A 22,675-nucleotide genomic window follows, 5' to 3' on the forward strand; every position below is an offset into this window, starting at 1 on the left:
TGGGCGCGTAACAGCGCGATCTCCTCACGCTCGGCGAACGACAGGTAGCGGCCCGTGGGCTCGTCCAGGCTGATCGGCGGCATGCCACCAGCGTGACGGAACCAACGGCACCCGACCGGCCACGACACGCCGACGGCCTCCGCGGCCTCGACCGTCGTCACTCCCGATGCGATCCGCCGCCAGAAGTCCCGCTGCACCGCACGAGAGGGCTCCGGCCGGCCCGGTGAACGCATCGGAGGTCGCAATGCCCTGTCCGCCGCCCACTGCCGCCTGGCACCCACCGGCGCCTCACGCATCTGCTTGTTGCTGCATCCCATCGCCACACCTCCGTGATCGAGGTGTTGCATCGACCGGTTGAGCCCGCCCAATATGCGTCGGCCGAGTTCGCCGAACTCTGCCGCGAGCTGGGGGTGACCAGATCGCGGGGTGCGGTCGGGACGTCGGCGGACAACGCGGCTGCCGAGTCGCTGAACGCGACGTTGAAACGGGAGACGCTGCAGGGCCGGAAGCGCTGGAACAGCGCGGGTGAGGCACGCGCCGCGGTCTTCCGTTGGATCACGCGATACAACACCAGAAGGAGGCATTCGAGCCTGGGCCAGATCTGCCCGGTCGAGTTCGAACGGCGATCGGCTACGCTGGCCACCGCCGCATAGGAATAGGTGTCCACATCTCGGGGGGAACGCCCGAGCATATGGGACTCTACGCGGACGCGCTGATCGTCGCGGACGCTTTCGCCACGTCGATCAGCTCCGAGCGGTCGGTACAGAATCCGCCGCGCGCACCCAATGTTCATGCGCCCGACCTGCCCCACCCGGCGGTGCCGGGTTGCGTGGGATGGGTTTCGTCGACCACCACCACAGCTCCGGGCCACTCGCTGGCGAGGCAGTCGAGGTAGTCCGGGCGCCGAACCGGCCCGCTGCCCACGGCCACGGCCACGGCCAGATGCCTGCTCTACCCGATCGGGGTCGCGGGCACAGGCAAATTCGACTGCCCGGGCCAACTTGTGGGGATCCAGCCGACACCGCCGACGGCGGCCCCGATCAGATAGCGGCGCCGCCCTCGCCGACGGCCAGGTATGCACCACGCATCCGTAATATACTGCTGCCGAGTTGATGTCGGGGTGGCGAAGGGGATGCCGGCGACCCGGTCGATCGTGACCGTTCGGGGTTGTCGGTCAGTAAATAGGTCGGCGCCCCATGGAACCGGCGCGCCCCTTCGATTCGGACCTCCCCTCGGCAAGAACGGATTCGACGTTTCCGCGGGCTTCTCCCAGTGACGCCTGGTTGTGGACCAGTGTTATCGTGCCCGGTGCCCGGTGCCCGGTGCCCGGTGACCGGTATTTCCGGGACGCGTGATGCGCTGTCGCCGTCCAAATCCTGCGGCACAGAGGAGGTCACACGCGGTTGGGCCGGCGGTCCCGTTGCCGATGACCAGAATCCGCCCGGGCGCTGCGGTGAAATGTCATCCCGGGGCCCGGTCATGCGAGCGTGAGTGTAGCCACCGGACAGACCCGGACACCCCGACATTGCGCCGTCGAAAACGGCATGCCGAGGCACCGGAAGCTGTGCCTACAGGGCCGCGGGCAGGATGAACGCACCCCACAGCAGCGGCGGCGCGACGAGGACGACGACGGCGCCATAGATCATCAGTTGCCTGAAGAGTTTCTCGCGTCGATCCGGGGTGGCGTTGGCGACCACCACGGCCCCGTTGGTGGAGAAGGGGCTGACGTCGACGATCGTACTGGCCACCGCCAATACTGCGACGACCGCCAGGGGGTCGAGGTTCGAGGTGCTCAACAGCGGTATGACCAACGGGACCAGCGCGGCGATCACGCCGCTGGAGGTGGCGAAGGCCGAGATCACCGCACCGACGTAGGCGAGGACCAGTGCCGCCGCGAGCGGCATTCCGATGGCGGTGACGGCTTCACCGACGAAGTCGATGGTGCCGATGGTGTCGAGCACCCCCACGTAGGTGAGCACTCCGCACACGAGAAGCACGACGGGCCATGGGATTGCCGCGATGGCGGCCTTGTGCTGCTGCGGACGGTACACGCCGACCGCGATGGCGAGGGTGATCGCGAGCAGGCCGATATCGAGGTTGAATGCGACACCGAGCAGGACGAGTGCGGCAATGGCGGCAAAGGTCAGTGCGATCTCGAGGGTGATCCTTCCCCCGCCGGGAGCCTCCGTCAGACCCGGGTCGGGGCCGTCGCCATCCGGCTCACCGGCCGGGCCGTCGCCGGGTCCCGACCCGGTCGCCGGAGTCGCGTCCGAGCCACCTCCCGCATACACCAGGGTTCGGCTCGCCCGCGACCTCCGCACACCGGTGGTCATCGAGGTGCGCGCGCCGATCACGAGGAACACCACGATCGCGGCGACCAGATTTGCCGCGAATCCGATCAGGAAGAGCATGGTGGGGTTGCTGGGATAGCCGTTGGCGTCCAGGACGCCTTGCACGATCACTCCGTAGACACTGATCGGGGACAAGGCGCCGGCCATGCATCCGTGGATGACGAGCAGACCCATGAGCAGCTGCGAGATCCGGTTCCTCGCCGCAAACGCCAGCGCGATCGGGGCCACGATGGGCACCGCGAAGACCGCGCCGATGGCGGAGAACAATGCTGCTGCACCGAACATGATCCACGGGATCAGCAGATTCCGGCCCTTGACCAACCGGACCGCCGCCCCGACCAACCAGTCGACGGCACCGTTGGCGCTGGCGATGTTGAACAGGTACGTGACACCGACCAGGACGATGAACAAGTTCCCCGGGAATCCGCTCAGCAGTTCCTTGGACGGAAGGTCGGCGAGCAACGAGCCGACCACGAAGACACCGACGAATGCGATCGCACCCAGGTTCAGTGGGGTGACGGTCGCCAGCACGAACGCGGCGATCAGGACGAGTATCGAAACGATGTGTAATGTCATGCTACCGAGCACCTTTCCTTGTCAACACGGTAGAAGTCGAGTTTGTCGTCGTCGATCTCGATGCCGATTCCGGGTGCGTCGCCGGGATGCAGATAGCCGCCGGTGATCTGGGGTGGCGTGCACAGCAGGTCGTCGGAAAGCCGATGGAAGTAGCTCAGTTCGGCGGGCAGCGCCGCAGCGGCAGGAAGCGCGGACCCGAAGGCCAGGCCGCACAACGCTCCGATCCCGCTGTCGCCCTGGCTTCCTATCAGCACGCGACCGCCGAGCGCGGTCACCAGGGCCACGATGTCGGCCGACGCCGTGAAACCGGTCCGCGCGACCTTGATGCTGATGTAGCGGGCGGCGCCGCCGACGACCTCCCGGGCGACGTCGCCGACCGTCGGGCAACTCTCGTCGCCGAGGATCGGTATCGGCAGGGCATTCGCTACGCGTCGACGACCGAGAAAGTCCGCTGCCGGGGTCGGTTCCTCCACCCACGAGATGGCCGCGACGTCCCGCATCCTCGCCAGGATCCGAATCGCGTCCTCGGGTTCGTAGGCCTGATTGGCATCGACGTAGATCGTCGCGTCCTCTCCCACCGCCCCGCGTACCCGGGTGACGCAGTCGAGGTCGCTGTCTTCGCGGTGTCCGACCTTGACCTTGAAGGAGCTCGCCCCGTAGGTGGCCTGTGCGTCCGCGGCCTCGTCGGCAACCGCGGCAGGGTCACCGAGACCAAGCATGTGGGTGACACGCAGCGGTTCGGCGGATCCTCCCAACAGCATTCGCACGGGCAGCCCGACCGCTTTGCCACGCAGATCGTGCAGCGCCATGTCGATGGCGCCCTTTGCGGTGTTGTTGGCCACCACTCGGTCCAGGTGGCGGCGAATGGATTGAACGGCGAAGGGATCCTTACCGACGATGACCGGGGCGAACCAGTCATTGATCGCCGCGACGATCGAGGCGAGTGATTCGCCGTAGAACATGGGACGGGCCGGCGCTTCGGCCTGACCGACGAGTCCGTCGTCGGTGTGCACCCGCACGAGTACGTGTTCGGCCCGAAGCAAGTCGCCGGCGATCATACGCATGGGCGCCCGATATGGAAGTACGAATGGAATCGCCTCTACCCCAGTAATTTTCACTTCTGAACCTTCCGATCGGTAGGACGACACTCCCGACACCGGCCGAATGTGAGGCGTATCTCTTCTGGACCAGTCAGACGCTAAGGCACCGCACTATGAAAGTCCATGACGCATTCAGCTCATGATTATGTATCCGATTGTTCATAATTCTGCGGCGTGACGTACCATCGCGATGAAGTTCTGCACCACCAGCGACGCATCGTCCGGGCGCCACACCATATTGAGCGTCACGGTCTCCGACTGCTCCGCAGGAACCGGGATCAGGCAGGCGCCGTCGACCACCAGATGCCGCGCCGCCTGCGGAACGAGCGCGACCCCCATCCCAGCGGCAACCAGGCAGCACACCGTGTGGCTCTCGTTGGCCCGGTGGAGCACCCGGGGCTCGAAACCCGCTCGCTGGCACGTTGCATGCACGGCGGCGACGACCGCGGTTGATCCGCTGTAGGACACGAAATCCTCGTCGTGCAGTTCTCCGACGTCGATCCACTCACGATCGGCTAGTGGATGGTCTTGCGGCACCAAGGCAGTCAGTCGTTCTCGCAGCACCACTTCACCGTCGAAATTGGTCAGTCCCGGTGTCGGGCGAACGAACCCGACGTCCAGGTCACCGACGCGCAGCGCATCGACCTGCCGCGGCGAGGTCAGCTCGCCTCGCAGATGTACCGCAACCTCCGGGTACTCGGCACGGAATCGGCGGATCAGACGGGGAACGACCCCGTAGGCCGCGGACCCGGCGAAACCAACGGAAATCTGACCGAGCTCGCCCCGCGCGGCGCGTGCCGCAGCAAGGCGTGCCTCCTCCGCGTCGTCGAGGACTTTGCGCGCACCTCGGAAGAACACTTCACCGGCCGGGGTCAAGGCGACACTCCTGGTCGAGCGCGCGAAGAGACGGAGTCCCAATTCGGCCTCGAGTTGCAGAATCTGCTTGCTGAGCGGAGGTGCGGCCATGTGGAGGCGGGCAGCCGCCCGCCCGAAATGCAGTTCCTCCGCCACGGTCACGAATGACTTCAGCACCCGAAGTTCCACAGCACACGCCCTTCTTCTCGAGTCTGGAAGCGGCTTCTCTCCCCGCCCACAGCTGGGCCGATTCTCGCAGCCGAGTCGACCCGGCCCGGCCCGCGACTGCCAGTACCAAACCTCGATCCTCGAGTGTCGGGTTTTCGGCCTGAGCGGTTTCGGATATTGGGTGTTTCCCAGCCGTCCCCCGCTGCTCGACCGGGGAAGGCGCCGCTGGCACGCGAGCCGACGGAGGCCGCCTGCGGTGTCCTCACTGGGGCCCGAGTCGAGAGTCTCGCTGCCGATGGGCATTTCCAGGGCGCTGTCAATTCAACGGCGCGTATTGGCTGGACTGTGCATCGGAGTGCGGTGGGGCCGGTTGCCGTCCCGGCTCAGGCTGCAGCGGGACGGCATGCGGTGCCGGTGACCTGATTCCAGATGGCGAAGCGGCCGGCCATTTCGGTGCGATAGACGCCGGCGGCCGGACGGTGTCGCCGGGGCCGGAGGTGCGGCGAAATCTGACTGACTACGACAGGAATCGGTGGGCGCCGCCGAGGGGTGCGGAAGCATCTCATGGCGCGGTCGCGGTGCCGGTCGGCTGCTGTGCGTTCCCCGCCCGGTTGTTCAGGCACTTCGCTTGCCCGGTGGTCGACCCAAGGGCATCACCCTCTCGCTGCCCCACCCGGTAGCTACCGAGCTTGTCGGTGATCAGCCCCTTGGCCGCTCCAGGTCGCCAACGGGTTGACACCGCGAAGTTCCTCACCGATGTCCACGATTCGGGTCCAGCGCACCGGGCTGGACGAACTCGCCACCCCGACAACCACTCCCACTGCCGGGCTGCCTGCGGTCGACTGTCACCGCCTACCGCGCCCGTCGCTCACCGCCACAGCACAACTCGCGGCCGGAAACATCACGTGGTCGAATGTGACCCCTACGCCACACGCGTGGCCCGAAACCCGGGGTACCCGCTTCTCGCCTTCTAGACCCGTTCGAAGATGGCTGTCAGACCCTGTCCCCCACCGATGCACATGGTTTCGAGGCCGTAGCGCACGTCCCGTCGTTCCATCTCACGCAACAGCGTGGCGAGAATCCGGACGCCGGTCGCGCCGACGGGGTGCCCGAGTGAAATCCCGGATCCGTTGACGTTGGTGCGCTGGAAGTCTGCTGCGCCGAAGTTCCATTCACGGGTGACGGCGAGGGCCTGCGCCGCGAAGGCTTCGTTCAGCTCGATCAGATCGATGTCCGCCAGTGACAGCCCCGCTCGTTTGAGGGCGCGCTCGGTGGACGGGACGGGTCCGATGCCCATCTCGGACGGCTCCACGCCGGCCACCGCCCAGGTGACGAGACGGGCCAGGGGGCGGAGTCCGAGTCGCTCGGCGTGGGCGCGGGTCGTGACGATGCACGCCGCTGCGCCGTCGTTCTGCCCACTCGCATTGCCCGCGGTGACCGTTGCCTCGGGGTCGGCGTTGCTCATGATCGGGCGCAGTCCGGCGAGCGATTCTGCCGTGGTGTCGGCACGCGGATGCTCGTCGCGGTCGATCACCGTGGGATCGCCTTTATGCCGCGGAACGTCCACGGACACGATTTCTTCGGCGAACGCGCCGGAGGCGATCGCTGCCACCGCGCGGCGATGCGATTCGGCCGCCAGTTCGTCCTGCTCCTGACGGCTGATGCCGTACTTGCGCCGGAGGTTCTCCGCCGTCTCGAGCATGCCGCCGGGGACGGGGTGATGGCGGCCACCGGAGGTGACGCGGCCCCGCGCCAACCTGTCGTGCAACGTCGCGGGTGCACCCTTGGCGCCCCAGCGCATCGACTCGGTGTAGTACTCGGCGCGGCTCATCGACTCCACCCCGCCCGCGATGATCAGATCGGCGACACCGGTCTGGACCCGCATGGACGCGTCGAGCACGGCCTGCAGACCGGACCCGCACCGGCGGTCGAGTTGCTGGCCGGGAACGGTCACCGGCATCCCCGCGTCCAGGGCGACCACGCGGCCGACAGCGGGAGCCTCGCCGTTGGGATAGCACTGGCCGAAGATCACGTCGTCGACGGCGGCCGGATCCACCGCGGTACGGGCCAGCAGTTCGGAGACCACGCGGGCACCGAGGTCGGCGGCGGGTATGTCCGTGAACTGGCCGCCGTAGCGTCCGACGGGTGTGCGGAGAGGTTCACAGACGACGATGTCGTTCGCCCGGGCACTCGAATTTTCAGACACTGCGGAAATCCCTTTCGTGGTCGGTCCACTGCTGCGCCCATTCGCGGAGTTCGACAGCCCGGACCTTCGTCCCGTTTCCCCCCACCGTGGTGGGCATCTTCTCGATCACGTGGACGGCGGCCGGCACCTTGAAGGCCGCCAAAGCGTCCGCACACCAGCGCCGGAAATCGGCGCCGCCGGCCGTTGCGCCCTCGACCGGGACAACGAACGCGATTGCCTCGGTGTAGCCGCCGGCGCCGGTGAGGCCGACGACCTTCGCGAGGTGGACGGCGTCGTGCTCGGTCAGGCGTTGCTCGATCTCGGCCGGATCCACCAGGAATCCGCGCAGACGCAGCACGTCACCCATCCGGCAGACGTAGGTGTATCCGCCGTCGCCGCTGGCGACCGCGAGATCGCCACTGCGGAACCAGCCGTCGTCGGTGAACGCGCGTGCCGCGGCCTCCGGGTTGCCCAGATAGGCATCGACCACGTTCGGTCCCCGCACCTGCAGTTCGCCCTGCTCCCCGTCCGGAAGGATGCTGTCGTCGAACGGGTCCGCAATACGAACCTCGATGGCGGGTTCGACCGGACGTCCACCGCCGTGCCAGCGTAGCGACTCGGGATCGCCGGAGGACCACAAGAGCATCAGGGCGAATACTTCGGACGAACCGAACACGCCGGTGGTGGCCGCGCCGAATTGGTCACGCGCCCACCGAGCAATCTCCTGTGAGCGGCCGAGGAAGTCGGCGATGCCGAGCGTCTTCAGCGACGACAGATCGGCGCGGACGCCGCCGTGCCAGGTGTCGTAGAGTCGGCCGAAGAGATCGTCGCCGCCCACCACGTGGGTCACGCGCAGCGACTGCATCCGGCCGAGCGTGGCCGCCGGGTCGAAAACCGGTTCCATCAGCAATGTGCCGCCGCCGGCCAGAGTGGCCATGGCGGTGCTGAACCCGAAGACCCCGGAGACCGGTAGCACGCACAACGTCACGTCACCGGGCGCCATACCGAGGATGGGCGCATCGGCGCGGGCGTGCCGGACGACGGCGCCTTCCCGGTGCGCGGCCAGTTTGGGCACCCCGGTGGACCCCGACGTCGTGAACGCAACCGTCAGTGGGTCGTCGGCGTCGGCGCGTGTGCCCGCGGCGGTGAGCGTTGCGGTGTCGGGGGTGACGGGAACCTGCACCCCACGGGTCTCTCCGCTGTCGGCGAGCCAGGCGCCGCCGCCGAGGTCGAAGGGCTGGGGGTCGGCGCTCTCGGAGGCCCGGCCGGGGCCACGAACGAGTGCCACCGACGGCGCCGGCAGTTCTACCGAATGCTGCGCCTCACGGAGCCTGCCGATCAGATCCAGCTTGTGGAAGCGGGCTGCCACGGCGATCACCGCGGGCCGTGCCGAGGTGAGGATGTGCGCGATCTCGTGGGTGTTGTATCGGGTGTTCACGCCGATGACGTGCGCGCCCACGGCGGCTGCGGCGAACTGCCAGAGAACGGCGTCCGACCAATTGGGCAGCAGCACGGCGACGCACTGTCCACGGCTGACGCCGACCTGCGTCAGCTCCGTACTCAGCGCAGCGACCCGGTCGGCGAGTTCGGCGCGGGTGGTGACGGTGGGGTGACCCTCGACGATATCGATGGTGGCTGCTGCCGTGGGGTCGGACGCCACGAGGTCGTCGAGCATGGCGGCGAGGGAGTCGCGACGGGTGGCGGTGCGTTGCGCGGTCACGAGAGCACCCCCACCGGGGCGAGGAGGACTGATCGAAGCTGGTTCAGCCATTCGGCGGCCACGGCGGCGAAGTCGGTCATTTCTTCCATGGGGTAGTGACCGACGCCGTCGAGGAGGGTGTAGCGGGCGAGCCCCGGCCGGTCTGCGTTGATCGTCACCGCGGCGTCTTCCACCGCGGCGGCATCGATCCAGGGGTCCTGCGCGCCGGCGACCAGGTGGATCGGGCAGGTGAGGTCGCCGAGCCGGTCGCGCACGTCGTGCGTTCCCCACCCGATCAGATCTGACGACGAGATCTCCGGGTCTTCACGTTTGTGCATCGTCGCGATGATCCGCGCCTTGGGCTCGGGAACCGCGTGGCCGACCGAGGCGAGCGTCCCGAGGTAGGTGCGCTCGGCGCGACTGGGACCGGCCACGTCCTCGAGCTCGCGGCGGAGCCCATTGACGTTGACGCGGCCGAGTCCCGCCTCGGCTGCCATCACGATCGCCCCGGCGAGCGGTCGTTGCGGGCGGGTGGCCAGCTCGAGGGTCAGCTTGCCGCCGATGGAGCAGCCGATGACGTGGGGGCGCTCCACTCCGAGCAGGTCGAGCGCCTTTCCGAGCCAGTCGCCGTAGGTGACCAGACTGGTGACCGGGCCGTCCACCGCGGGTTCGGAACGGCCGTGCCCCGGCAGATCGGGCACGATCACCCGATAGCCGTGGCCGGCCAGGTCGGACGCGACGTGCCGCCACTGCACCCCGCTCTGGCCGGCGGTATGCAAGCACACGACGGCGGGAGCTTCGGTGTCCGAGTGGGTTTCGGGGCTGATGATCTCGACGAATCCCAGCGCGCCGTCGATCTCCAGGTACCGGGCCTCGATCATGGCCGATCCTTCCTGCCGGCGATAGCGCGGGCATGAGCGATGATGGTGTTCAGCGGCTTGGTGAGGCGGATGTACTCGTAACCGTCACCGCTGGAGGAGAATCCGCCGCTGATCGCGCGTCGCATGAAGTCGTTGCGGTCGTCGAAGACGAGATCCACCCAGGTGGGTGCGGGGATGCGCAGTGTGAAGGTTGCGCCGGCCGGAACGCGGCGGGTGACGTCGATGATGCGACCGCGGTAGATCCGCACGTGCACCTCACGGCTGCGTCCCGATCCGTCGACGCAGCACAGTCCGATGGTGCCGTCCCAGGTGGACAGCGACGACGCGAAAGTGGGGTCTGCAGTAAGTGATTCGCGAAGAAGCTGCCCCCACTCCGGGGTGCAGAAGTCGGTTCTCGCGTCAGCTTCCGCGGTGAGCGGCGATGGCACCGACCAGGTCTCGTCGCCTTCCTCGCGGACGCGTCCGGCCTCGTCCACCAGGCTCACGCGCCGGTCGACGACCGCGCCGTCCCCGGAGGCCTGCACGCGAGTGACCACTGTGTCGGCGTGCACGACATCGGCGGCGCCGATCGGGGTGATGGTGCTCCACTGCAGCGCGGTGCGCGTGGCGCCGTCCGGTTGCGGGGCGAGGAGTCCGGCCACGACGATGCCGGTGATCGCGGGAGTGGGCACCATCGCGGCGGGCAGGGTGATGCCCGACTCCGCGATGAGGTCGGAAACCCGGCGGCCGGGGCCCTGAGTACGGTCACCGACCGTGATGCGCCGCTGCGGAGTGAGGATGCTCATTGTGCGGCCCGTCCCAGCAGCTCGTCGGAGATGATCCGCATCTGGATCTCGCTGGTGCCTTCGAAGATTTTGGTCAGACGGGCATCGCGCCAGTGACGTTCGACCTGGAAATCGGTGGTGTAACCGGCACCGCCATGAATCTGCACTGCCTCGCTGGTGACGTGCTCGGCCATCTCGGTGGCCACCAGCTTGCACATCGACGCTTCGAGCGAGCACCGTCGTCCGGTGTCGATGTCGGTGGCGACGGAGTACATCAGCTGACGGGCCGCCTCGATGTCCGCCGCCATCTTCGCGACCTTGAACCGCAAGTGCTGGAAGTCGGCGAGCTCGTGACCGAACTGTTTACGGACGTGCAGGTAGGCGATGGAGTCTTCGAGGGCGGCGCGGGCCAGGCCGATAGCGCGGGCGGCGGTGTGCGCGCGGCCGACCTCGAGTCCGGAGACGGCCAGGTAGAAGCCCTTGCCCTCCTCGCCGAGCATCCGGTCGGCGGGGATCCGGAAGTTGTCGAACGACAGCTCCCAGGTGCTCCAGCCGAAGTAGCCGATCTTGCGAACCTTGGTGCCGGAGACGCCGTCGGGGAATACCCCGCGGTCCTTCTCGACGAGGAAGGTGCTGATGCCGCGGTGCGGCTTCGCCGGATCCTTGTGCGGGTCGGTGCGGGCGAAGAGCACCAGGTAGTCGGCCTCGTCGGCGTAGGTGCACCACATCTTGGTGCCGTTGATCACCCAGTCGTCGCCGTCGCGGGTGGCGCGGCAGGAGATGTTGGCGACGTCGGAGCCGGCTTCGGCCTCGGACAGGGCGTACGCGCCGAGGTACTCGCCGCGCGCCACCTTCGGCAGCAATGCCGCTTCCTGCTCGGCAGTGAAGCCGCCGCCCATGCCGTTGCCGCGCGCCAGCAGGCCCGACACGCTCATCCAGGCCCGGGACAGTTCCTCCGCGACCAGGCAGTACTCGAAGACGCCCAGACCCAGGCCGCCGTATTCCTCGGGGATCATGATCCCGAAGAACCCGACCTCGGCCATCGCCTTCTTCAGCGAGTCGGGGATGGTGCCCTGCACCGGATCGAGGTCGTTGGCGACGGGCAGCACCTGCTTCATGGCGAAGTCGCGGGCGAGGTCGCGGATGGCGAGGCGGTCCTCGGTCAGATATCGCGGCGAATCGGTGCGCGGTTGGGACGGCCGGTGGGTCATGGACACTCCCTCGGGGAACAGCGGGCGGGGAACCAGCAGACGGGTGAATCACCAACCCGTCGATTAACGCTTGTTCACCCAGTAGAGCACGGCGCCGGGGCGCCGGTCAACGCCGGGGTCACCGCGGGCGGTATCCGACCAGGTTGAGGGCGTAGACGCCGTACGACTCCGCCACCGCCTGCGCCGAGAGCGGACCGTCGGTTCGGTACCAGAGGGCGATGCCCGAGCACATCGTCAGCACCGCGGTCACGGCCTGATGCACATGCGGGACCGAGAATACTCCCTGCTCGACGCCCTTTTCGGCGATCTCGACGAACAGGTACTCCTGCGCGTCGCGGGAGCCGACGACCCGTTTGCGATCGATTTCCTCGAGATAGCGCAGCTCCGTGTTGGCAACGAGGCAGGCACGCTGATTCCGGGCGGTGTAGAGCGAATGCGCAACCACCGCGGCGGCCCATCGATCAGCAGGTTCCGGCCCCGCCTTCCGCAAGGCGTTGCGGGTGGCGGCGAACTGCTCGTCACTGGCGGATCGCAGAATCTCCACCAGGAGCTCGGCCTTGTTCTCGAAATGGTTGTAGACATTCGCAGCGCTGCATCCTGCGCTTTTGGCAATGTTCCGCATGGTCGCCGCATGGAAGCCGGCCGTATAGAACTCATCGAGTGCGGTGTCGAGGATCCGTTGCCGAACGTTGGACAGCACCGCACCGTTCGACCGACTGTTCATGCCTCGGAGAGTAGGGCGAAGTCGACCACCAGGCAACAACCGCCCTTGACCGCGCGCTGTTTCCTCGGTTATGGTCCACATCACATGAACGACCGTTAATCGCCGCTCAGTACACCGTGGAGGTCTGGCACCTTGAGCACCCTCGAAGAACGAATCCGCCGCCTGGAGGATCTGGAAGCCATCCGGTACCTCGACGCGCAGTACTGCCGCCATCTCGACGACGGCAACTGGGACGCCCTGATGGAACTGTTCACCGACGACGGTGAATTCGACGGCCTGTCGAATCCGAACGGCAAGGCCGAGATGAGGGCCTTCTTCGCCGGGCTCGGCGACGGCGGGCTCACCGCCTTCTGGCACTTCATCACCAACCTCGAGATCGACCTCGACGGCGACCGCGGCACCGTCCGATCCTTCCTCTGGCAGCCCTGCGTCACCGACGCCAACGCGTCCGTCGCCGCCGGCCGGTACACCGATCAGGTGGTCCGAGTCGACGGCCGGTGGCTCTACCGCGTCAAGCAGGTCCGGTTCCATTTCTTCGGACCCTTGACCGACGGCTGGGACGAAAACCAATTCGCTCTCGACTCCGCCCGACGCGCGGCGGTGCGCGCATGACCGACATCACTGCCACGGATTCGACCTGGGTGCCGATGCTGCACCTCCCCGAAATGGCCGAACTCCGGCGTCGGCGCCGCACCGTCACCAACACCCTCGGCCTGGTCACCATCGCGCTGTTCGCGAGCTTCCTGGTCGGGTTCATCGTCTTCCCGGATCAGCTCGGGAGCCTCTCGCTGCTCGGCATCCCTCTCTCGCTGTGGGTGGTGTTCTCACAGTTCGCAGGCACCTGGGTGCTGGTGTTCGCGTATTTCCGACTGTCCCGCACCTACATCCAGCCCGCTGTCGACGACGCCGTCAGAGCTGTCACCGCGAACCGGGTTGTCACCGAAGAAGACAAGGAGCGTGCCGTATGACCGGCGACGCGGACTACCTCGCCATCGCGATTTGCGCGCTCGTCATCTCGCTCACCCTGTGGGTCACCTTCGCGGCCTCCCGACGGGCCCGCAGCGCAGACGGGTTCTTCGCCGCCGGCCGTTCGATCTCCAGTTGGCAGAACGGCTTTGCCATCGCCGGTGAATTCATCTCCGCGGGCAGCTTTCTCGGCACGACCGGATTGATCTTCTACAAGGGTGTCGACGGCACGATCATCCTGTTCACCTCGGTGATCTCGTTCCTGCCGATTCTGTTCCTGCTCGCCGAGAAGATGCGCAACCTCGGTAAGTACACCCTCGCCGATGTCCTCGTGTTCCGCACCGAAGCACGCAAAGTACGGGTGGTGGTGGCACTGAGCACGATCACCACCGGCGCCTTCCTGTTGATCGCTCAGCTGGTCGCCGCGGGCGTACTGCTCGAATCGGTCTCCGGCATCCCGTTCTGGCTGTCCGTGATCGTCGCCGGAACGCTGATGGGGGTCTACGTCTTTGTCGGCGGCATGCTTGCGACGACGTGGGTCCAGGTGATCAAATCGTCCATCCTCGCGGTTCTGGCGATCATCGTGGGATTCGGCATCCTCGCGCAGTTCGGTTTCAACCTTCCCCGACTCCTCGGCTCCGCCACCGATAACGCCGCCGCCGGGGAGGCCATGCTGTCCCCCGGCCTGATCTTCGGAAATTCCGGCACACTCGATCTGATCTCGTACGCACTGACCTTCGCACTCGGCACAGCAGGCATGGCGCACATCCTTATCCGGTTCTTCACAGTCCCGGAGGCCACCACGGCCCGCCGCTCGCTCGGCTGGACCATCGCCCTGTGCAGCATGTTCTATCTGATCGTCATCCTGATGGGCTTCGGTGCCGCGGCACTGCTCGGGCAGGGTGGCGCGGATCTCGTCGGCGCCGGCGGCAATATGACCGCACCGGTCCTGGTCACCGAACTCGGTGGTGGCGCCGGCACGATCGGCGGCTCGGTCGCGCTCGCCCTGGTGGCGGCGGTCGCATTCGCCAGCATCGTCGCGGTCGTCGCCGGGGTCGTGATTTCCGCCGCCGGCACGTTCGCCCGCGACGTGTGGCCGGCGCTCACGCGTAAGGAACCCGTCGAGCACCTCGACGCGGAATCGCGCGCCCGCGAGGACAACGCACAGGCCCGCATCGCACGCTTGGGCGCAGTGATGTTCAGCGTCATCGCCATTGCACTCACCCTGCTGGTCAGCGACGACACCAACATTACGTACTTCATGGGCATGGCATTCATGGTCGCCGGCAGCGCACATCTGCCCGCACTGGTACTGAGCCTGAACTGGCGTCGGTTCAACAGCACCGGCGCGATGTGGGGCATCCTCACCGGCCTGATCTCCACCATCGTCAGCCTGATGTTCACCCATGCACTGTGGCTCGGCGACGGTCCGGCGCCGCTGGCCATCCAACTCCCGGTGATCATCACGATGCCGCTCGGACTTGCGGCATGTGTCATCGGATCGCTCGTCGGCGAAAAGCGCCGCGGGCGCCGCGGCCACGAGGACGAGAAGTTCGCCGAAATGGTGGTGCGCGCCGAAACCGGCATCGGAGCGGAAGTCGCCGCCGTCCACTGATCCTCGCGGGGTCCGTTCCTCGCCCGCGGACGGACCCCACCCCGCAAAGGAGAAATCGAACATGACTCTGCCCTCCACGACCCTGCCGTCCACGACCGCGATGGAGTCAGTGGCCGCCGGACTGTGCGCGCGGTACAACTTCGCGTGGGACCGACTCGACGCCCAGGCCGTCAGTGCCTGCTTCACACCGGACGGCGTGTTCGTCGGCGCATCCGGCGAACCCCACCGTGGTACTGAGGAAATCGAGGCTTTCGTCCGGCTCTCGCCCTCGATCTTCGGCCCGAAAATGCGGCACATGACGTTGACACACATGGTCGAATCCGCTGACGAGCAGACGGGCACCCACACGTGTTATCTGATCTTCGTGGCGTGGACGGAGGACGGTGAGAGAACCATCAGCACCGGTGTGTACGAGGACACCCTACAGAACACACCCGACGGCTGGCGGTTCCGGAAGCGGGTTGTCCGGCTGGACTGAGCGCCGGAAGTCAATGTCCGGCGAATCACTTCGGAGACAGAGAACAACCCATGAATGACACCCCGACGATCCACACCAGTCTGTACTTCGAGGACTTCTACGTCGGCCAGGTACTGCACAGCGGCTCTCGCGTCGTGACCGCTACCGACCTCGCCGAGTTCACGCGGGTCAGTGGCGACGCGCATCCGTTGCACAGTGATCCGGAGTTCGCGGCCAGAACCCGATTCGGGCGACCCATCCTGCAGGGTCCGTTCGGGCTCGCGTCGGTGTTCGGCCTGCTGGGCGACATGCACGTGATCGACGACAGCATCATCGGCATGCTCGACACGAATTGGCGCTACCTCGGGCCCATCTTCGTCGGTGACGAGTTGTCCTTCGACATGACGATCACAGGAAAACGGCGGACGTCCCACGGCGATCAGGGCGTCGTCGATCGGCACATCACGCTTCATGATTCCATCGGCCGGATCGTCCAGGAGGGAACGAGCGCCATGCTCGTCCACGCGCGAACTGACGGAGCCGCAGACGAGGCGCACCGTGCCTTCGGCTCCGTGCAGTGGGGTGAGCGCCTCATCGAACATCTGAGTGGCGACACAGAATTCGCCTCCTCCCTAGGCGGTTTCGAGGGAACTATTGCACTTCGCAGCGGCTCCGACGAGGTCGGGTTCAGCATCGGAACGGGCCGCACCGTCGAGGTCGCGGAGCAGACCCCCACCGGACCTGCCTTCACCCTGATCGGCAGCAAGCTGACGTGGACCCGACTGTTCACCGGACCACGCAACGATTTCGGCGAACGCGTGTCGGACGCGGACATCACCGTCTACGGGAACACCCTCGAATACGACCGGACGACCGAGGCACTGACCATCCTCGTCGATCACGGCCGCGCACTGGCCGACGAACTGTGAGAGCGCACCAGTGCCTTCACCTGCGCGTTCCCGGGTGACGTGAAGCGTTCATCCGGGAGCTCGGCGCCGGTGGGACCGCGGGTTTCCGGTGGAAGCGATCTACCGCGACTGCGGGGTCGGCGAAATCCACTCGGCGCCAGCGATAGCCAGAATTGAATCATCGCTCGCCTGCTCGGCCGGGATATCACCGGCTGACCATCACCGCGTGCTGCAGACACGTATCCCGTCGTCCGCAGCACGCGGATCCACCGACCCACTCAGAAACGGGAATATTTCATGAAAACGATCGCGATGGGCGCCGTTCTCGCCGCTGTGCTCGTGACGGCCTGTACGGCGAACGGCGCTCCTGCGCAGGACACCCCGTCGGCGCAGTCCGGTGAACCCGGCAGAACCGTCGAGGAGGTGACGTATTCGAACGTCGTCCTCGAAGTCGTAGCGGAGGGCGAAGGCACCCCTCTGGTATTGCTGCCGTCGGCCGGACGGGACTCGTACGACCTCGATTCGGTCGCGGAAGAATTTGCAAACCAGGGTTTTCGGGTACTCCGGCCCCAGCCGCGAGGCATCGGTTCCAGTACCGGCCCGACGGAGTCGATCACCCTGCACGACTACGCTGCCGACGTGGCAGCGGTGATCGAGCACGAGAAGGCCGGGCCTGCGATCGTCGTCGGCCATGCCTTCGGGCACTACGTGGCACGAATGCTCGACGCCGACCGACCGGATCTGGTCCGTGGAGTCGTTGTCGCAGCCGGCGCGGAGCGCGACTTCGCCCCGCACCTGCGCGCAGTCATTGCCGATTCCGCCAACCTGGAACTTCCCGAGGAAGAGCGTCTCACCGCGCTACGTGAGGGATTCTTCGCGCCGAACAGCGATCCGACGGCATGGCTCGACGGATGGCATTCCGACGTGAAGGTGCAGCAACTCGCGGCCTCCGATCAGACCGATAAAGACGAATGGTGGGCCGTTGCGCACGCGCCGATTCTGGATCTGCAAGCCGGTGCCGATCCGTTCCGTCCGGACGCGAGTAGGAACGAGCTGAAAGACCGGTTTCCCGAGTTGGTTACGGTGGCGGTGATACCCGATACCAGCCACGCGTTACTGCCGGAGAATCCAGGCGCGGTCGTCGAGGAGATCGTCACCTGGGCCGAAAGCCTGTAATCGGAGGTTCGGTCACGAGAGTAGACCAGCCTAACTCCGCGGTGACACCGATTGGCCTGTAACGCGCCATCAGCGGCTGGCCCGGCGCATATTCCGATCGTGGCTCGCCCTCCCGGGCGGCCTTGGCATAACCGGGCCGATAGCCAGTTAGCACCTCCCGGACCTGCTCATCACGCTCTCATACGCGGACGAATTGCCCTCATTACTGCGTGGTTGCGGTTTAGTGAGCGATTTTTATCCGATCATGCGGAACGTGTGTGTTCGCCGGGAAAATCGCCGCGGGTTCCCGGCTACGGTCGAACGGGCATATCCACCCGAGCGATGCAGGTCCTTCGATGCGTTGTCCACCCCCAACCAGCTCACCAGCACGGTCACTGTCGGTGATGGCAACTGTGAAGGACAAGCTGGACGACGGCAAGCAGATCGTGACCGCCTCGATCACCAAGGAGGCCCGTCGACGAGCTCGGTGTCGCGGCCGGAGTCGCAGCGACGGCGCTGGTCAAGTCCACCAAGGTCATGCTCGGGGTCGAATGGTCCCGCCGGCGACCGGGTCGGGCGCACCCCGGGTGCCGGCAATCGGGCGCAACCACAACCGATCTGGTTGAATGCGGCCGGTCGAGACGCTCATGCTGGTGTCGGTGTGTCGTAAAGCGGATCGAGCACTGGCATCTGGTGCAGCCAGTACCATCGGGGGCGGCAAGTGACCACACGCTGCGCTGACTATGAGGAGTGGGAATGGCACACATCTCGATCATTGGCACCGGCAACATGGGTCAGGCCATTTCCGGTGTCGTCACCCAAGGTGGCAGCACCGTCGAGCTCTTCTCCACCAGCGACACCGACAAGCCGGTCACGGGCGACATCGTCGTGCTCGCAGTGCCCTACACGGCGGTGAGCCTGGTTCTCGATCAGCGAGGTGACCAGCTCGACGGAAAGATCGTCGTCGACATCACCAATCCGCTGAACTTCGATACCTTCGACTCCCTCACGGTGCCGGCGGACAGCTCCGCGGCGGCAGAGATTGCCGCCAAGCTTCCCAACTCCCATGTGCTCAAGGCGTTCAACACGACTTTCGCCGGCACACTCGCCGCGGGAACCGTGGGCCCGTTGCCCACCACGGTGCTGATCGCTGGCGATGACTCCAACGCCAAGTCCGTCCTGACCGGCGTGCTCACCGCTGGCGGGCTCAAAGCCCTCGACGCCGGCTCGCTCAAGCGTGCCCGCGAGATGGAGGCGCTCGGCTTCTTGCAGCTCAGCCTGGCCGCCAGCGAGAAGATCTCGTGGACCGGTGGCTTCGGCATCGTCACCTGATCCCAGGCTTCAACGAAACGGACTGCCTTTCCGGTAGCGAGCACCGTGCGGTCCGCGGTTCCGGTGATGGTCAGGTCGAGGGTTCGGGTCAGCATGTCCGTCACCATCCCCTACCGGCCGCGTCTCGATCTGCCTGCTATGGCTGCGTGCGTCCTCCTGGGAGCCGGTGAGTTGGTCATGCCGCGGTGTTTGCCCCTCGGGCATGACCAGCTCGCATGACCTGGGCTCAGGCCCAGATGTACTCCTCGGTGATGGCGCCGTCGCGCCACTTGGCAACGGTGACCATGCGGCCACCGCCTTCGATCGCGTCGATGTGCGCCTGGACACCGCGGGTTGGTTCCTGGCCCTTCCAGTCGACCAACACGTCCTCGGTGTGGTGATGGGCGAGAAGCCCTGCCAGTTGCTGGCCCATGCTCGCGACCCGATCCCTGCAGCCCGGGCCGCGACCGGCGAGAGGATTCGGAGTACGTGCGGCACGGGACCTGCTCGATCTTCTGCTGGACCAGAGCCCCTGGCCGGCTGGCGGCGTGTCGATGCCCAGCCCCGGCGCACCAACATCGACTGGGCCGGCAAGACAAAGACCTTCTGTGCGTGGACTACCCCGACGCAGAGACAGTGGTGCTGGTGATGGACAACCTCGGGCACCCACGGCATCGGATCGCTCTACGAGGCCTTCGAGCCGGCCGAGGCGTTCGCGCTCGGCGCAGCGGCTCGAGATCCACCACACCCCCAAACACAGCTCGTGGCTCAACGTCGCCGAGATCGAACTCTTGGTGCTGACCCGCCAGTGTCTGGACCGGCGCATCGAGGACCTCGAGACCCTGGGCGCCGAACTCGCCGCCTGGCAACGACAGACCAACGCCGATCAACGCCAGGTCCAGTGGCATTTCACCATTGACGACGCCCGCATCAAACTCCGCCACCTATATCCCAATACTTAGCCGCGACGGTCTACGGGGGTAAAAGGCAAACCGTGCGACTTTCAGGCGCCGCCCGCTAAATCTCACAGCTCACTCGTGGTCGCGGATCCGGCGGGCGGGACGACTCATCATTCTCAGATCGTTGCAGCTTCCGGAGGAACCGCTTGGCGGCCTCAGCGTATCGCCGGGGACAGCACCAGCACGCCGAGGACGACGCCATCCTGGTCGACGGCCCGCCACAGACCGCCGTCGATCGTCAAGAACACCTCGCCGAGATGCCACCTGTCGCCGGGGCGCGCGCGTCGGCCGCGCAGCCGGTTGCGAAGGCTGACCGAACTCGGCGCACCAGCGCCGAACCGTCTCATCTCGGGCTCGGCAAATTTGTCGAGTACGTGAAAACTCGATCTCCAGGGGTCATCCGACTGCCCTTCGGGCTGGCGGGGAAGGCTCTTCCGTGTCTCGCCGGAAGGTCCGGCGGTACGAATCAGTCCGGTCCAGGTCGGCGCGGGGTTTCACCCGGGGGTGGGGCGACCCCTCGACGACCCGACAGTGTGTGAACGGTCGACGGCGAATGACACGGTGAGGGCGGCCCGTGGTGTCTCCGATGCGGCGCCGACAGGCCGCTCAGGGAAGGACCCGTGCGGTCGACGCTCCGCGCGGCGGAGTCGGGGTGGGCGCTTTCGCCGGTCCGCCTCGGTCGTGCCACCCCACACGCCATAGGGTTCACCCACCGCCAGCGCGTGATCGCGACACTGCACGAGCACTGGGCAGACCTCACAGATCTGCCGGGCCCGCGCTTCGCGCCGATCGCGGGCGTGGCGCCGTTCCCCGTCGGGTGAGAAGAACACCGACAGATCGGCGCCTCGGCACGCGGCACGCACCCGCCACTCACCGGAATCAACGGTGACCGTCGCCGGGGACGGCTCCCTCGAGATCGACGAAGGCGGATCGCTATCCATCGACACCGCCGGCGTCGCGGCGCGGCAGATGCGCTCTGGCACGGGGATACTGCCGCTCACAGCCACCGGGATCCGCAGACGGCCCGGACAGGACACGTACAGCTGCGGTGGTGACGCTAACGTGGCTGCGGCGGGCCAGATCGAGCAGAGCATCGAAGGCGGTGTCATGGCTGCAGGTACGTTGCTCGGCCAGGGCTGCAGCCGCTGCGGACAGCAACTGCGCGTCCGTAGCTTCTGGCGAAGGCCCTCGTCCGGATACTGCTGAGGTGTCGGTCGGCACGAGTGTCCTTTCGCTACATCGGGCGGTCCGGCGGTACAGATGACGTCGGCACGGGTGAGCGATGCCGCGGCCCTCACCGTCGACGCCACCGATCCGTCACTCCAGCCTCCATCAACGGACATCCAGAGAACACGGACCTTTCCCTAGTCCTACCTAGTAGACCGTCGTGGCTAAGTGTTGGGATAAAGGTGGTGGAGTTTGATGCGGGCGTCGTCGGTGGTGAAGTGCCACTGGACCTGGCGTCGATCGGCGTTGGTCTGTCGTTGCCAGGCGGCGAGTTCGGCGTTGGGTGTCTCGGCCCCGGGAGTATCCGTCGGACGCCGACCGCCTCCGCGCCTGGCGAGCCAGGCAGAAGGAGAAGGCCACCCCGGCCGCACCGGCAATCGCCGAGGCGCCGGCGGACCGGCCGAAGCTGCGGCCACACGCTCAGGTCCTGCCGTTGCTGCGGCAGGAAACCGGTGACGCCGTAGCGAAGCTTTCCGCAATTGCCACCCGGATCACCGGCGCCGTCGACCATCTCGGAGATCCCGCCGCCATCGATGCGCACCCTGCGCCGCACCCAGGTGGCCGCGGACGAGGTGCGAGCCGACGCCGGCGCCGAGCTCGAGCAGCTCCGCGGCCAACTCGATACAGTGCTCGACGACCGAACCAACGCCGACGACCGCCGCCCAAGCCGTCGAGCGGACAGCGGAGGAGTCCGCTGCGGAGTTGGTCAACGCCCGGCGTGAGCATGCTGAGACGGTGCGCGCCTTGACGGCCACCCACGACGAGGAGAAGGCCGAGCAGCATCGCCTCGTCGAATCCCTGCGTACCCGGGTCGCCGAGCGTGAGAACGAGATCGCCCTGGTCCCCAGGGAAGCGGACCGTGCGTCCGCAGCCGCCGCGGCGACGGTCAGTCGGTCGGTCAGAGTTCGCACCATTCTTCTATGCGCGGCTGCGAGTGTCGGCGAGATCGGCACGTAGTTCTTCGGCTCGTTCACGGGCGGCGGCTGCTTGCGCTGGGGCGGTCGCGAGATCAGCTTTGGTGGTGGCGAGTTCGTCGCAGATTTCGTCGAGGTCTAATTCGAGGCGGTCGAACCTGACGGCGCACCTGGACCCGACGCGCACAACAGGTGTTCCAGCGCGTCACACATCGTCGAAGCGCGGTACGTGCGTGCCCTGCTACCCCTTCCCCGCCGTCCGGGCCACCCGCGGGAAGATTCGTCCATTGGATGGAGCACCGGCCTAACATCGTCAAATGACGACGATGACGTCGCTACCGCTGAGCGCGCTGAGACTCGGCTACCGGATTGCGCGCCTTCCATTGCGGCTTGCGGAGGACGTCACCGCTTCCGAACACGTCGGGGTGTTCGCCTATCGGTGCGATCGTATCGCCGCCCGGGTGCTCCGGGACGAGAGTTTGCTGATCGTGGACCACGAGCAGTCGGGGGTGGTCCGGCTGCACGAGTACCGTGACCGACAACGTTGCCGCAGGAACTCAACGCAGTGAACGAACACCGGACCTCAATCTCCCTCGACGACAACGGCTGGACGGGTGCAGTCGAGTAGTGACGACGTGCAGTCGTCTTC

At 66.6% G+C, this 22,675-nt stretch carries 25 protein-coding genes and 2 pseudogenes; 13 read left to right on the forward strand and 14 right to left on the reverse strand.

The window, feature by feature from the left end; genetic code table 11:
- Window positions 1–296: pseudogene (locus ACFU5V_RS33000) on the reverse strand (IS30 family transposase); the annotation flags it as partial.
- Window positions 297–362: 66 nt separating this feature from the next.
- Here ACFU5V_RS33000 and ACFU5V_RS33005 point away from each other — a divergent pair.
- Window positions 363–653, forward strand: a pseudogene (locus tag ACFU5V_RS33005) (transposase); the annotation flags it as partial.
- A gap of 136 nt (window positions 654–789) precedes the next feature.
- Here the strand turns inward: ACFU5V_RS33005 and ACFU5V_RS33010 are convergent.
- The 10 genes from ACFU5V_RS33010 to ACFU5V_RS33055 form a co-directional block, all read right to left on the reverse strand.
- Complete coding sequence (locus ACFU5V_RS33010; protein ID WP_378704154.1) at window positions 790–936, reverse strand: hypothetical protein; 147 nt, start codon at window positions 934–936, stop codon at window positions 790–792.
- A 632-nt stretch (window positions 937–1,568) separates the two neighbouring features.
- Window positions 1,569–2,927, reverse strand: coding sequence for an SLC13 family permease (locus ACFU5V_RS33015; protein WP_378704156.1), 1,359 nt, complete (start codon window positions 2,925–2,927; stop codon window positions 1,569–1,571).
- A complete protein-coding gene (locus tag ACFU5V_RS33020; RefSeq protein ID WP_378704158.1) occupies window positions 2,924–3,991 on the reverse strand; it encodes a mandelate racemase/muconate lactonizing enzyme family protein in 1,068 nt (355 codons plus the stop codon). Before ACFU5V_RS33020 ends, ACFU5V_RS33015 begins: the two co-directional genes overlap by 4 nt.
- Before the next feature lie 195 nt (window positions 3,992–4,186).
- The gene (locus ACFU5V_RS33025) at window positions 4,187–5,059 is read right to left on the reverse strand and encodes a LysR substrate-binding domain-containing protein (RefSeq protein ID WP_378704159.1); all 873 of its coding nucleotides are present in this window, start codon (window positions 5,057–5,059) and stop codon (window positions 4,187–4,189) included.
- A 961-nt stretch (window positions 5,060–6,020) separates the two neighbouring features.
- Complete coding sequence (locus ACFU5V_RS33030) at window positions 6,021–7,256, reverse strand: acetyl-CoA C-acetyltransferase (RefSeq protein WP_378704161.1); 1,236 nt, start codon at window positions 7,254–7,256, stop codon at window positions 6,021–6,023.
- A complete protein-coding gene (locus ACFU5V_RS33035) occupies window positions 7,249–8,955 on the reverse strand; it encodes an AMP-binding protein (protein WP_378704163.1) in 1,707 nt (568 codons plus the stop codon). The genes ACFU5V_RS33030 and ACFU5V_RS33035 overlap by 8 nt, the downstream gene beginning before the upstream one ends.
- Window positions 8,952–9,815 (reverse strand): alpha/beta fold hydrolase, encoded by an 864-nt coding sequence (locus tag ACFU5V_RS33040; RefSeq protein ID WP_378704164.1) that lies wholly within the window; start codon window positions 9,813–9,815, stop codon window positions 8,952–8,954. Before ACFU5V_RS33040 ends, ACFU5V_RS33035 begins: the two co-directional genes overlap by 4 nt.
- Complete coding sequence (locus ACFU5V_RS33045; RefSeq protein WP_378704166.1) at window positions 9,812–10,600, reverse strand: hypothetical protein; 789 nt, start codon at window positions 10,598–10,600, stop codon at window positions 9,812–9,814. Before ACFU5V_RS33045 ends, ACFU5V_RS33040 begins: the two co-directional genes overlap by 4 nt.
- Window positions 10,597–11,790: an acyl-CoA dehydrogenase family protein gene (locus ACFU5V_RS33050; RefSeq protein ID WP_378704168.1), complete on the reverse strand. Its 1,194-nt coding sequence runs from the start codon at window positions 11,788–11,790 to the stop codon at window positions 10,597–10,599. The genes ACFU5V_RS33045 and ACFU5V_RS33050 overlap by 4 nt, the downstream gene beginning before the upstream one ends.
- A gap of 118 nt (window positions 11,791–11,908) precedes the next feature.
- The gene (locus ACFU5V_RS33055; protein ID WP_378704170.1) at window positions 11,909–12,514 is read right to left on the reverse strand and encodes a TetR/AcrR family transcriptional regulator; all 606 of its coding nucleotides are present in this window, start codon (window positions 12,512–12,514) and stop codon (window positions 11,909–11,911) included.
- Window positions 12,515–12,646: 132 nt separating this feature from the next.
- On the opposite strand from ACFU5V_RS33055, the gene ACFU5V_RS33060 reads away from it, so the two are divergent.
- From ACFU5V_RS33060 to ACFU5V_RS33090, 7 genes are all read left to right on the forward strand, one after another.
- Entirely contained in the window at window positions 12,647–13,126 is a 480-nt protein-coding gene (locus ACFU5V_RS33060; RefSeq protein ID WP_378704172.1) for a nuclear transport factor 2 family protein, read from the forward strand.
- Window positions 13,123–13,482 carry a DUF485 domain-containing protein gene (locus ACFU5V_RS33065; RefSeq protein WP_378704174.1) on the forward strand — a complete coding sequence of 120 codons (360 nt, stop codon included), beginning with the start codon at window positions 13,123–13,125 and terminating at the stop codon, window positions 13,480–13,482. Before ACFU5V_RS33060 ends, ACFU5V_RS33065 begins: the two co-directional genes overlap by 4 nt.
- Window positions 13,479–15,095, forward strand: coding sequence for a cation acetate symporter (locus ACFU5V_RS33070; RefSeq protein WP_378704176.1), 1,617 nt, complete (start codon window positions 13,479–13,481; stop codon window positions 15,093–15,095). The genes ACFU5V_RS33065 and ACFU5V_RS33070 overlap by 4 nt, the downstream gene beginning before the upstream one ends.
- A gap of 61 nt (window positions 15,096–15,156) precedes the next feature.
- Window positions 15,157–15,573, forward strand: coding sequence for a nuclear transport factor 2 family protein (locus tag ACFU5V_RS33075; protein ID WP_378704178.1), 417 nt, complete (start codon window positions 15,157–15,159; stop codon window positions 15,571–15,573).
- 50 nt (window positions 15,574–15,623) lie between these two features.
- Window positions 15,624–16,481, forward strand: a complete 858-nt coding sequence (locus tag ACFU5V_RS33080) for a MaoC family dehydratase (RefSeq protein WP_378704180.1) — start codon at window positions 15,624–15,626, stop codon at window positions 16,479–16,481.
- 402 nt (window positions 16,482–16,883) lie between these two features.
- Window positions 16,884–17,636, forward strand: coding sequence for an alpha/beta fold hydrolase (locus tag ACFU5V_RS33085; protein WP_378704441.1), 753 nt, complete (start codon window positions 16,884–16,886; stop codon window positions 17,634–17,636).
- A gap of 735 nt (window positions 17,637–18,371) precedes the next feature.
- The gene (locus ACFU5V_RS33090; protein ID WP_378704182.1) at window positions 18,372–18,947 is read left to right on the forward strand and encodes an NADPH-dependent F420 reductase; all 576 of its coding nucleotides are present in this window, start codon (window positions 18,372–18,374) and stop codon (window positions 18,945–18,947) included.
- Between the two features lie 226 nt (window positions 18,948–19,173).
- On the opposite strand, the gene ACFU5V_RS33095 is transcribed toward ACFU5V_RS33090, so the two are convergent.
- The gene (locus ACFU5V_RS33095) at window positions 19,174–19,359 is read right to left on the reverse strand and encodes a hypothetical protein (RefSeq protein WP_378704184.1); all 186 of its coding nucleotides are present in this window, start codon (window positions 19,357–19,359) and stop codon (window positions 19,174–19,176) included.
- 121 nt (window positions 19,360–19,480) lie between these two features.
- Between ACFU5V_RS33095 and ACFU5V_RS33100 the strand changes: the two genes are divergently transcribed.
- On the forward strand, window positions 19,481–19,888 hold the full coding sequence (locus ACFU5V_RS33100) for a transposase (protein ID WP_378704443.1): 408 nt from the start codon (window positions 19,481–19,483) through the stop codon (window positions 19,886–19,888).
- A 152-nt stretch (window positions 19,889–20,040) separates the two neighbouring features.
- Here the strand turns inward: ACFU5V_RS33100 and ACFU5V_RS33105 are convergent, their stop codons facing one another.
- A complete protein-coding gene (locus tag ACFU5V_RS33105; RefSeq protein ID WP_378704186.1) occupies window positions 20,041–20,232 on the reverse strand; it encodes a hypothetical protein in 192 nt (63 codons plus the stop codon).
- 147 nt (window positions 20,233–20,379) lie between these two features.
- On the reverse strand, window positions 20,380–20,826 hold the full coding sequence (locus ACFU5V_RS33110; protein WP_378704188.1) for a WhiB family transcriptional regulator: 447 nt from the start codon (window positions 20,824–20,826) through the stop codon (window positions 20,380–20,382).
- On the opposite strand from ACFU5V_RS33110, the gene ACFU5V_RS33115 reads away from it, so the two are divergent.
- From ACFU5V_RS33115 to ACFU5V_RS33130, 4 genes are all read left to right on the forward strand, one after another.
- Window positions 20,771–21,091, forward strand: a complete 321-nt coding sequence (locus ACFU5V_RS33115; RefSeq protein WP_378704190.1) for a hypothetical protein — start codon at window positions 20,771–20,773, stop codon at window positions 21,089–21,091. The genes ACFU5V_RS33110 and ACFU5V_RS33115 overlap by 56 nt on opposite strands.
- A gap of 500 nt (window positions 21,092–21,591) precedes the next feature.
- Entirely contained in the window at window positions 21,592–21,834 is a 243-nt protein-coding gene (locus ACFU5V_RS33120) for a hypothetical protein (protein WP_378704192.1), read from the forward strand.
- 13 nt (window positions 21,835–21,847) lie between these two features.
- Window positions 21,848–22,069, forward strand: a complete 222-nt coding sequence (locus ACFU5V_RS33125; RefSeq protein ID WP_378704194.1) for a hypothetical protein — start codon at window positions 21,848–21,850, stop codon at window positions 22,067–22,069.
- Window positions 22,070–22,343: 274 nt separating this feature from the next.
- Window positions 22,344–22,595 (forward strand): hypothetical protein, encoded by a 252-nt coding sequence (locus tag ACFU5V_RS33130; RefSeq protein WP_378704196.1) that lies wholly within the window; start codon window positions 22,344–22,346, stop codon window positions 22,593–22,595.
- Window positions 22,596–22,675 lie beyond the last annotated feature (80 nt).

The organism is Rhodococcus sp. NPDC057529 (assembly GCF_042802055.1).
GTDB lineage: Bacteria > Actinomycetota > Actinomycetes > Mycobacteriales > Mycobacteriaceae > Rhodococcus_F.

What these genes read in the sequence shown, in the direction of transcription:
- ACFU5V_RS33015 (WP_378704156.1), bottom strand. Translation starts at nt 2,927, where the DNA reads ATGACATTACACATCGTTTCGATACTCGTCCTGATCGCCGCGTTCGTG.
- ACFU5V_RS33020 (WP_378704158.1), bottom strand. Translation starts at nt 3,991, where the DNA reads ATGCGTATGATCGCCGGCGACTTGCTTCGGGCCGAACACGTACTCGTG.
- ACFU5V_RS33040 (WP_378704164.1), bottom strand. Translation starts at nt 9,815, where the DNA reads ATGATCGAGGCCCGGTACCTGGAGATCGACGGCGCGCTGGGATTCGTC.
- ACFU5V_RS33045 (WP_378704166.1), bottom strand. Translation starts at nt 10,600, where the DNA reads ATGAGCATCCTCACTCCGCAGCGGCGCATCACGGTCGGTGACCGTACT.
- ACFU5V_RS33050 (WP_378704168.1), bottom strand. Translation starts at nt 11,790, where the DNA reads ATGACCCACCGGCCGTCCCAACCGCGCACCGATTCGCCGCGATATCTG.
- ACFU5V_RS33055 (WP_378704170.1), bottom strand. Translation starts at nt 12,514, where the DNA reads ATGAACAGTCGGTCGAACGGTGCGGTGCTGTCCAACGTTCGGCAACGG.
- ACFU5V_RS33065 (WP_378704174.1), top strand. Translation starts at nt 13,123, where the DNA reads ATGACCGACATCACTGCCACGGATTCGACCTGGGTGCCGATGCTGCAC.
- ACFU5V_RS33070 (WP_378704176.1), top strand. Translation starts at nt 13,479, where the DNA reads ATGACCGGCGACGCGGACTACCTCGCCATCGCGATTTGCGCGCTCGTC.
- ACFU5V_RS33075 (WP_378704178.1), top strand. Translation starts at nt 15,157, where the DNA reads ATGACTCTGCCCTCCACGACCCTGCCGTCCACGACCGCGATGGAGTCA.
- ACFU5V_RS33080 (WP_378704180.1), top strand. Translation starts at nt 15,624, where the DNA reads ATGAATGACACCCCGACGATCCACACCAGTCTGTACTTCGAGGACTTC.
- ACFU5V_RS33090 (WP_378704182.1), top strand. Translation starts at nt 18,372, where the DNA reads ATGGCACACATCTCGATCATTGGCACCGGCAACATGGGTCAGGCCATT.
- ACFU5V_RS33095 (WP_378704184.1), bottom strand. Translation starts at nt 19,359, where the DNA reads ATGGGCCAGCAACTGGCAGGGCTTCTCGCCCATCACCACACCGAGGAC.
- ACFU5V_RS33100 (WP_378704443.1), top strand. Translation starts at nt 19,481, where the DNA reads ATGCCCAGCCCCGGCGCACCAACATCGACTGGGCCGGCAAGACAAAGA.
- ACFU5V_RS33105 (WP_378704186.1), bottom strand. Translation starts at nt 20,232, where the DNA reads ATGAGACGGTTCGGCGCTGGTGCGCCGAGTTCGGTCAGCCTTCGCAAC.
- ACFU5V_RS33110 (WP_378704188.1), bottom strand. Translation starts at nt 20,826, where the DNA reads ATGGATAGCGATCCGCCTTCGTCGATCTCGAGGGAGCCGTCCCCGGCG.
- ACFU5V_RS33130 (WP_378704196.1), top strand. Translation starts at nt 22,344, where the DNA reads ATGACGACGATGACGTCGCTACCGCTGAGCGCGCTGAGACTCGGCTAC.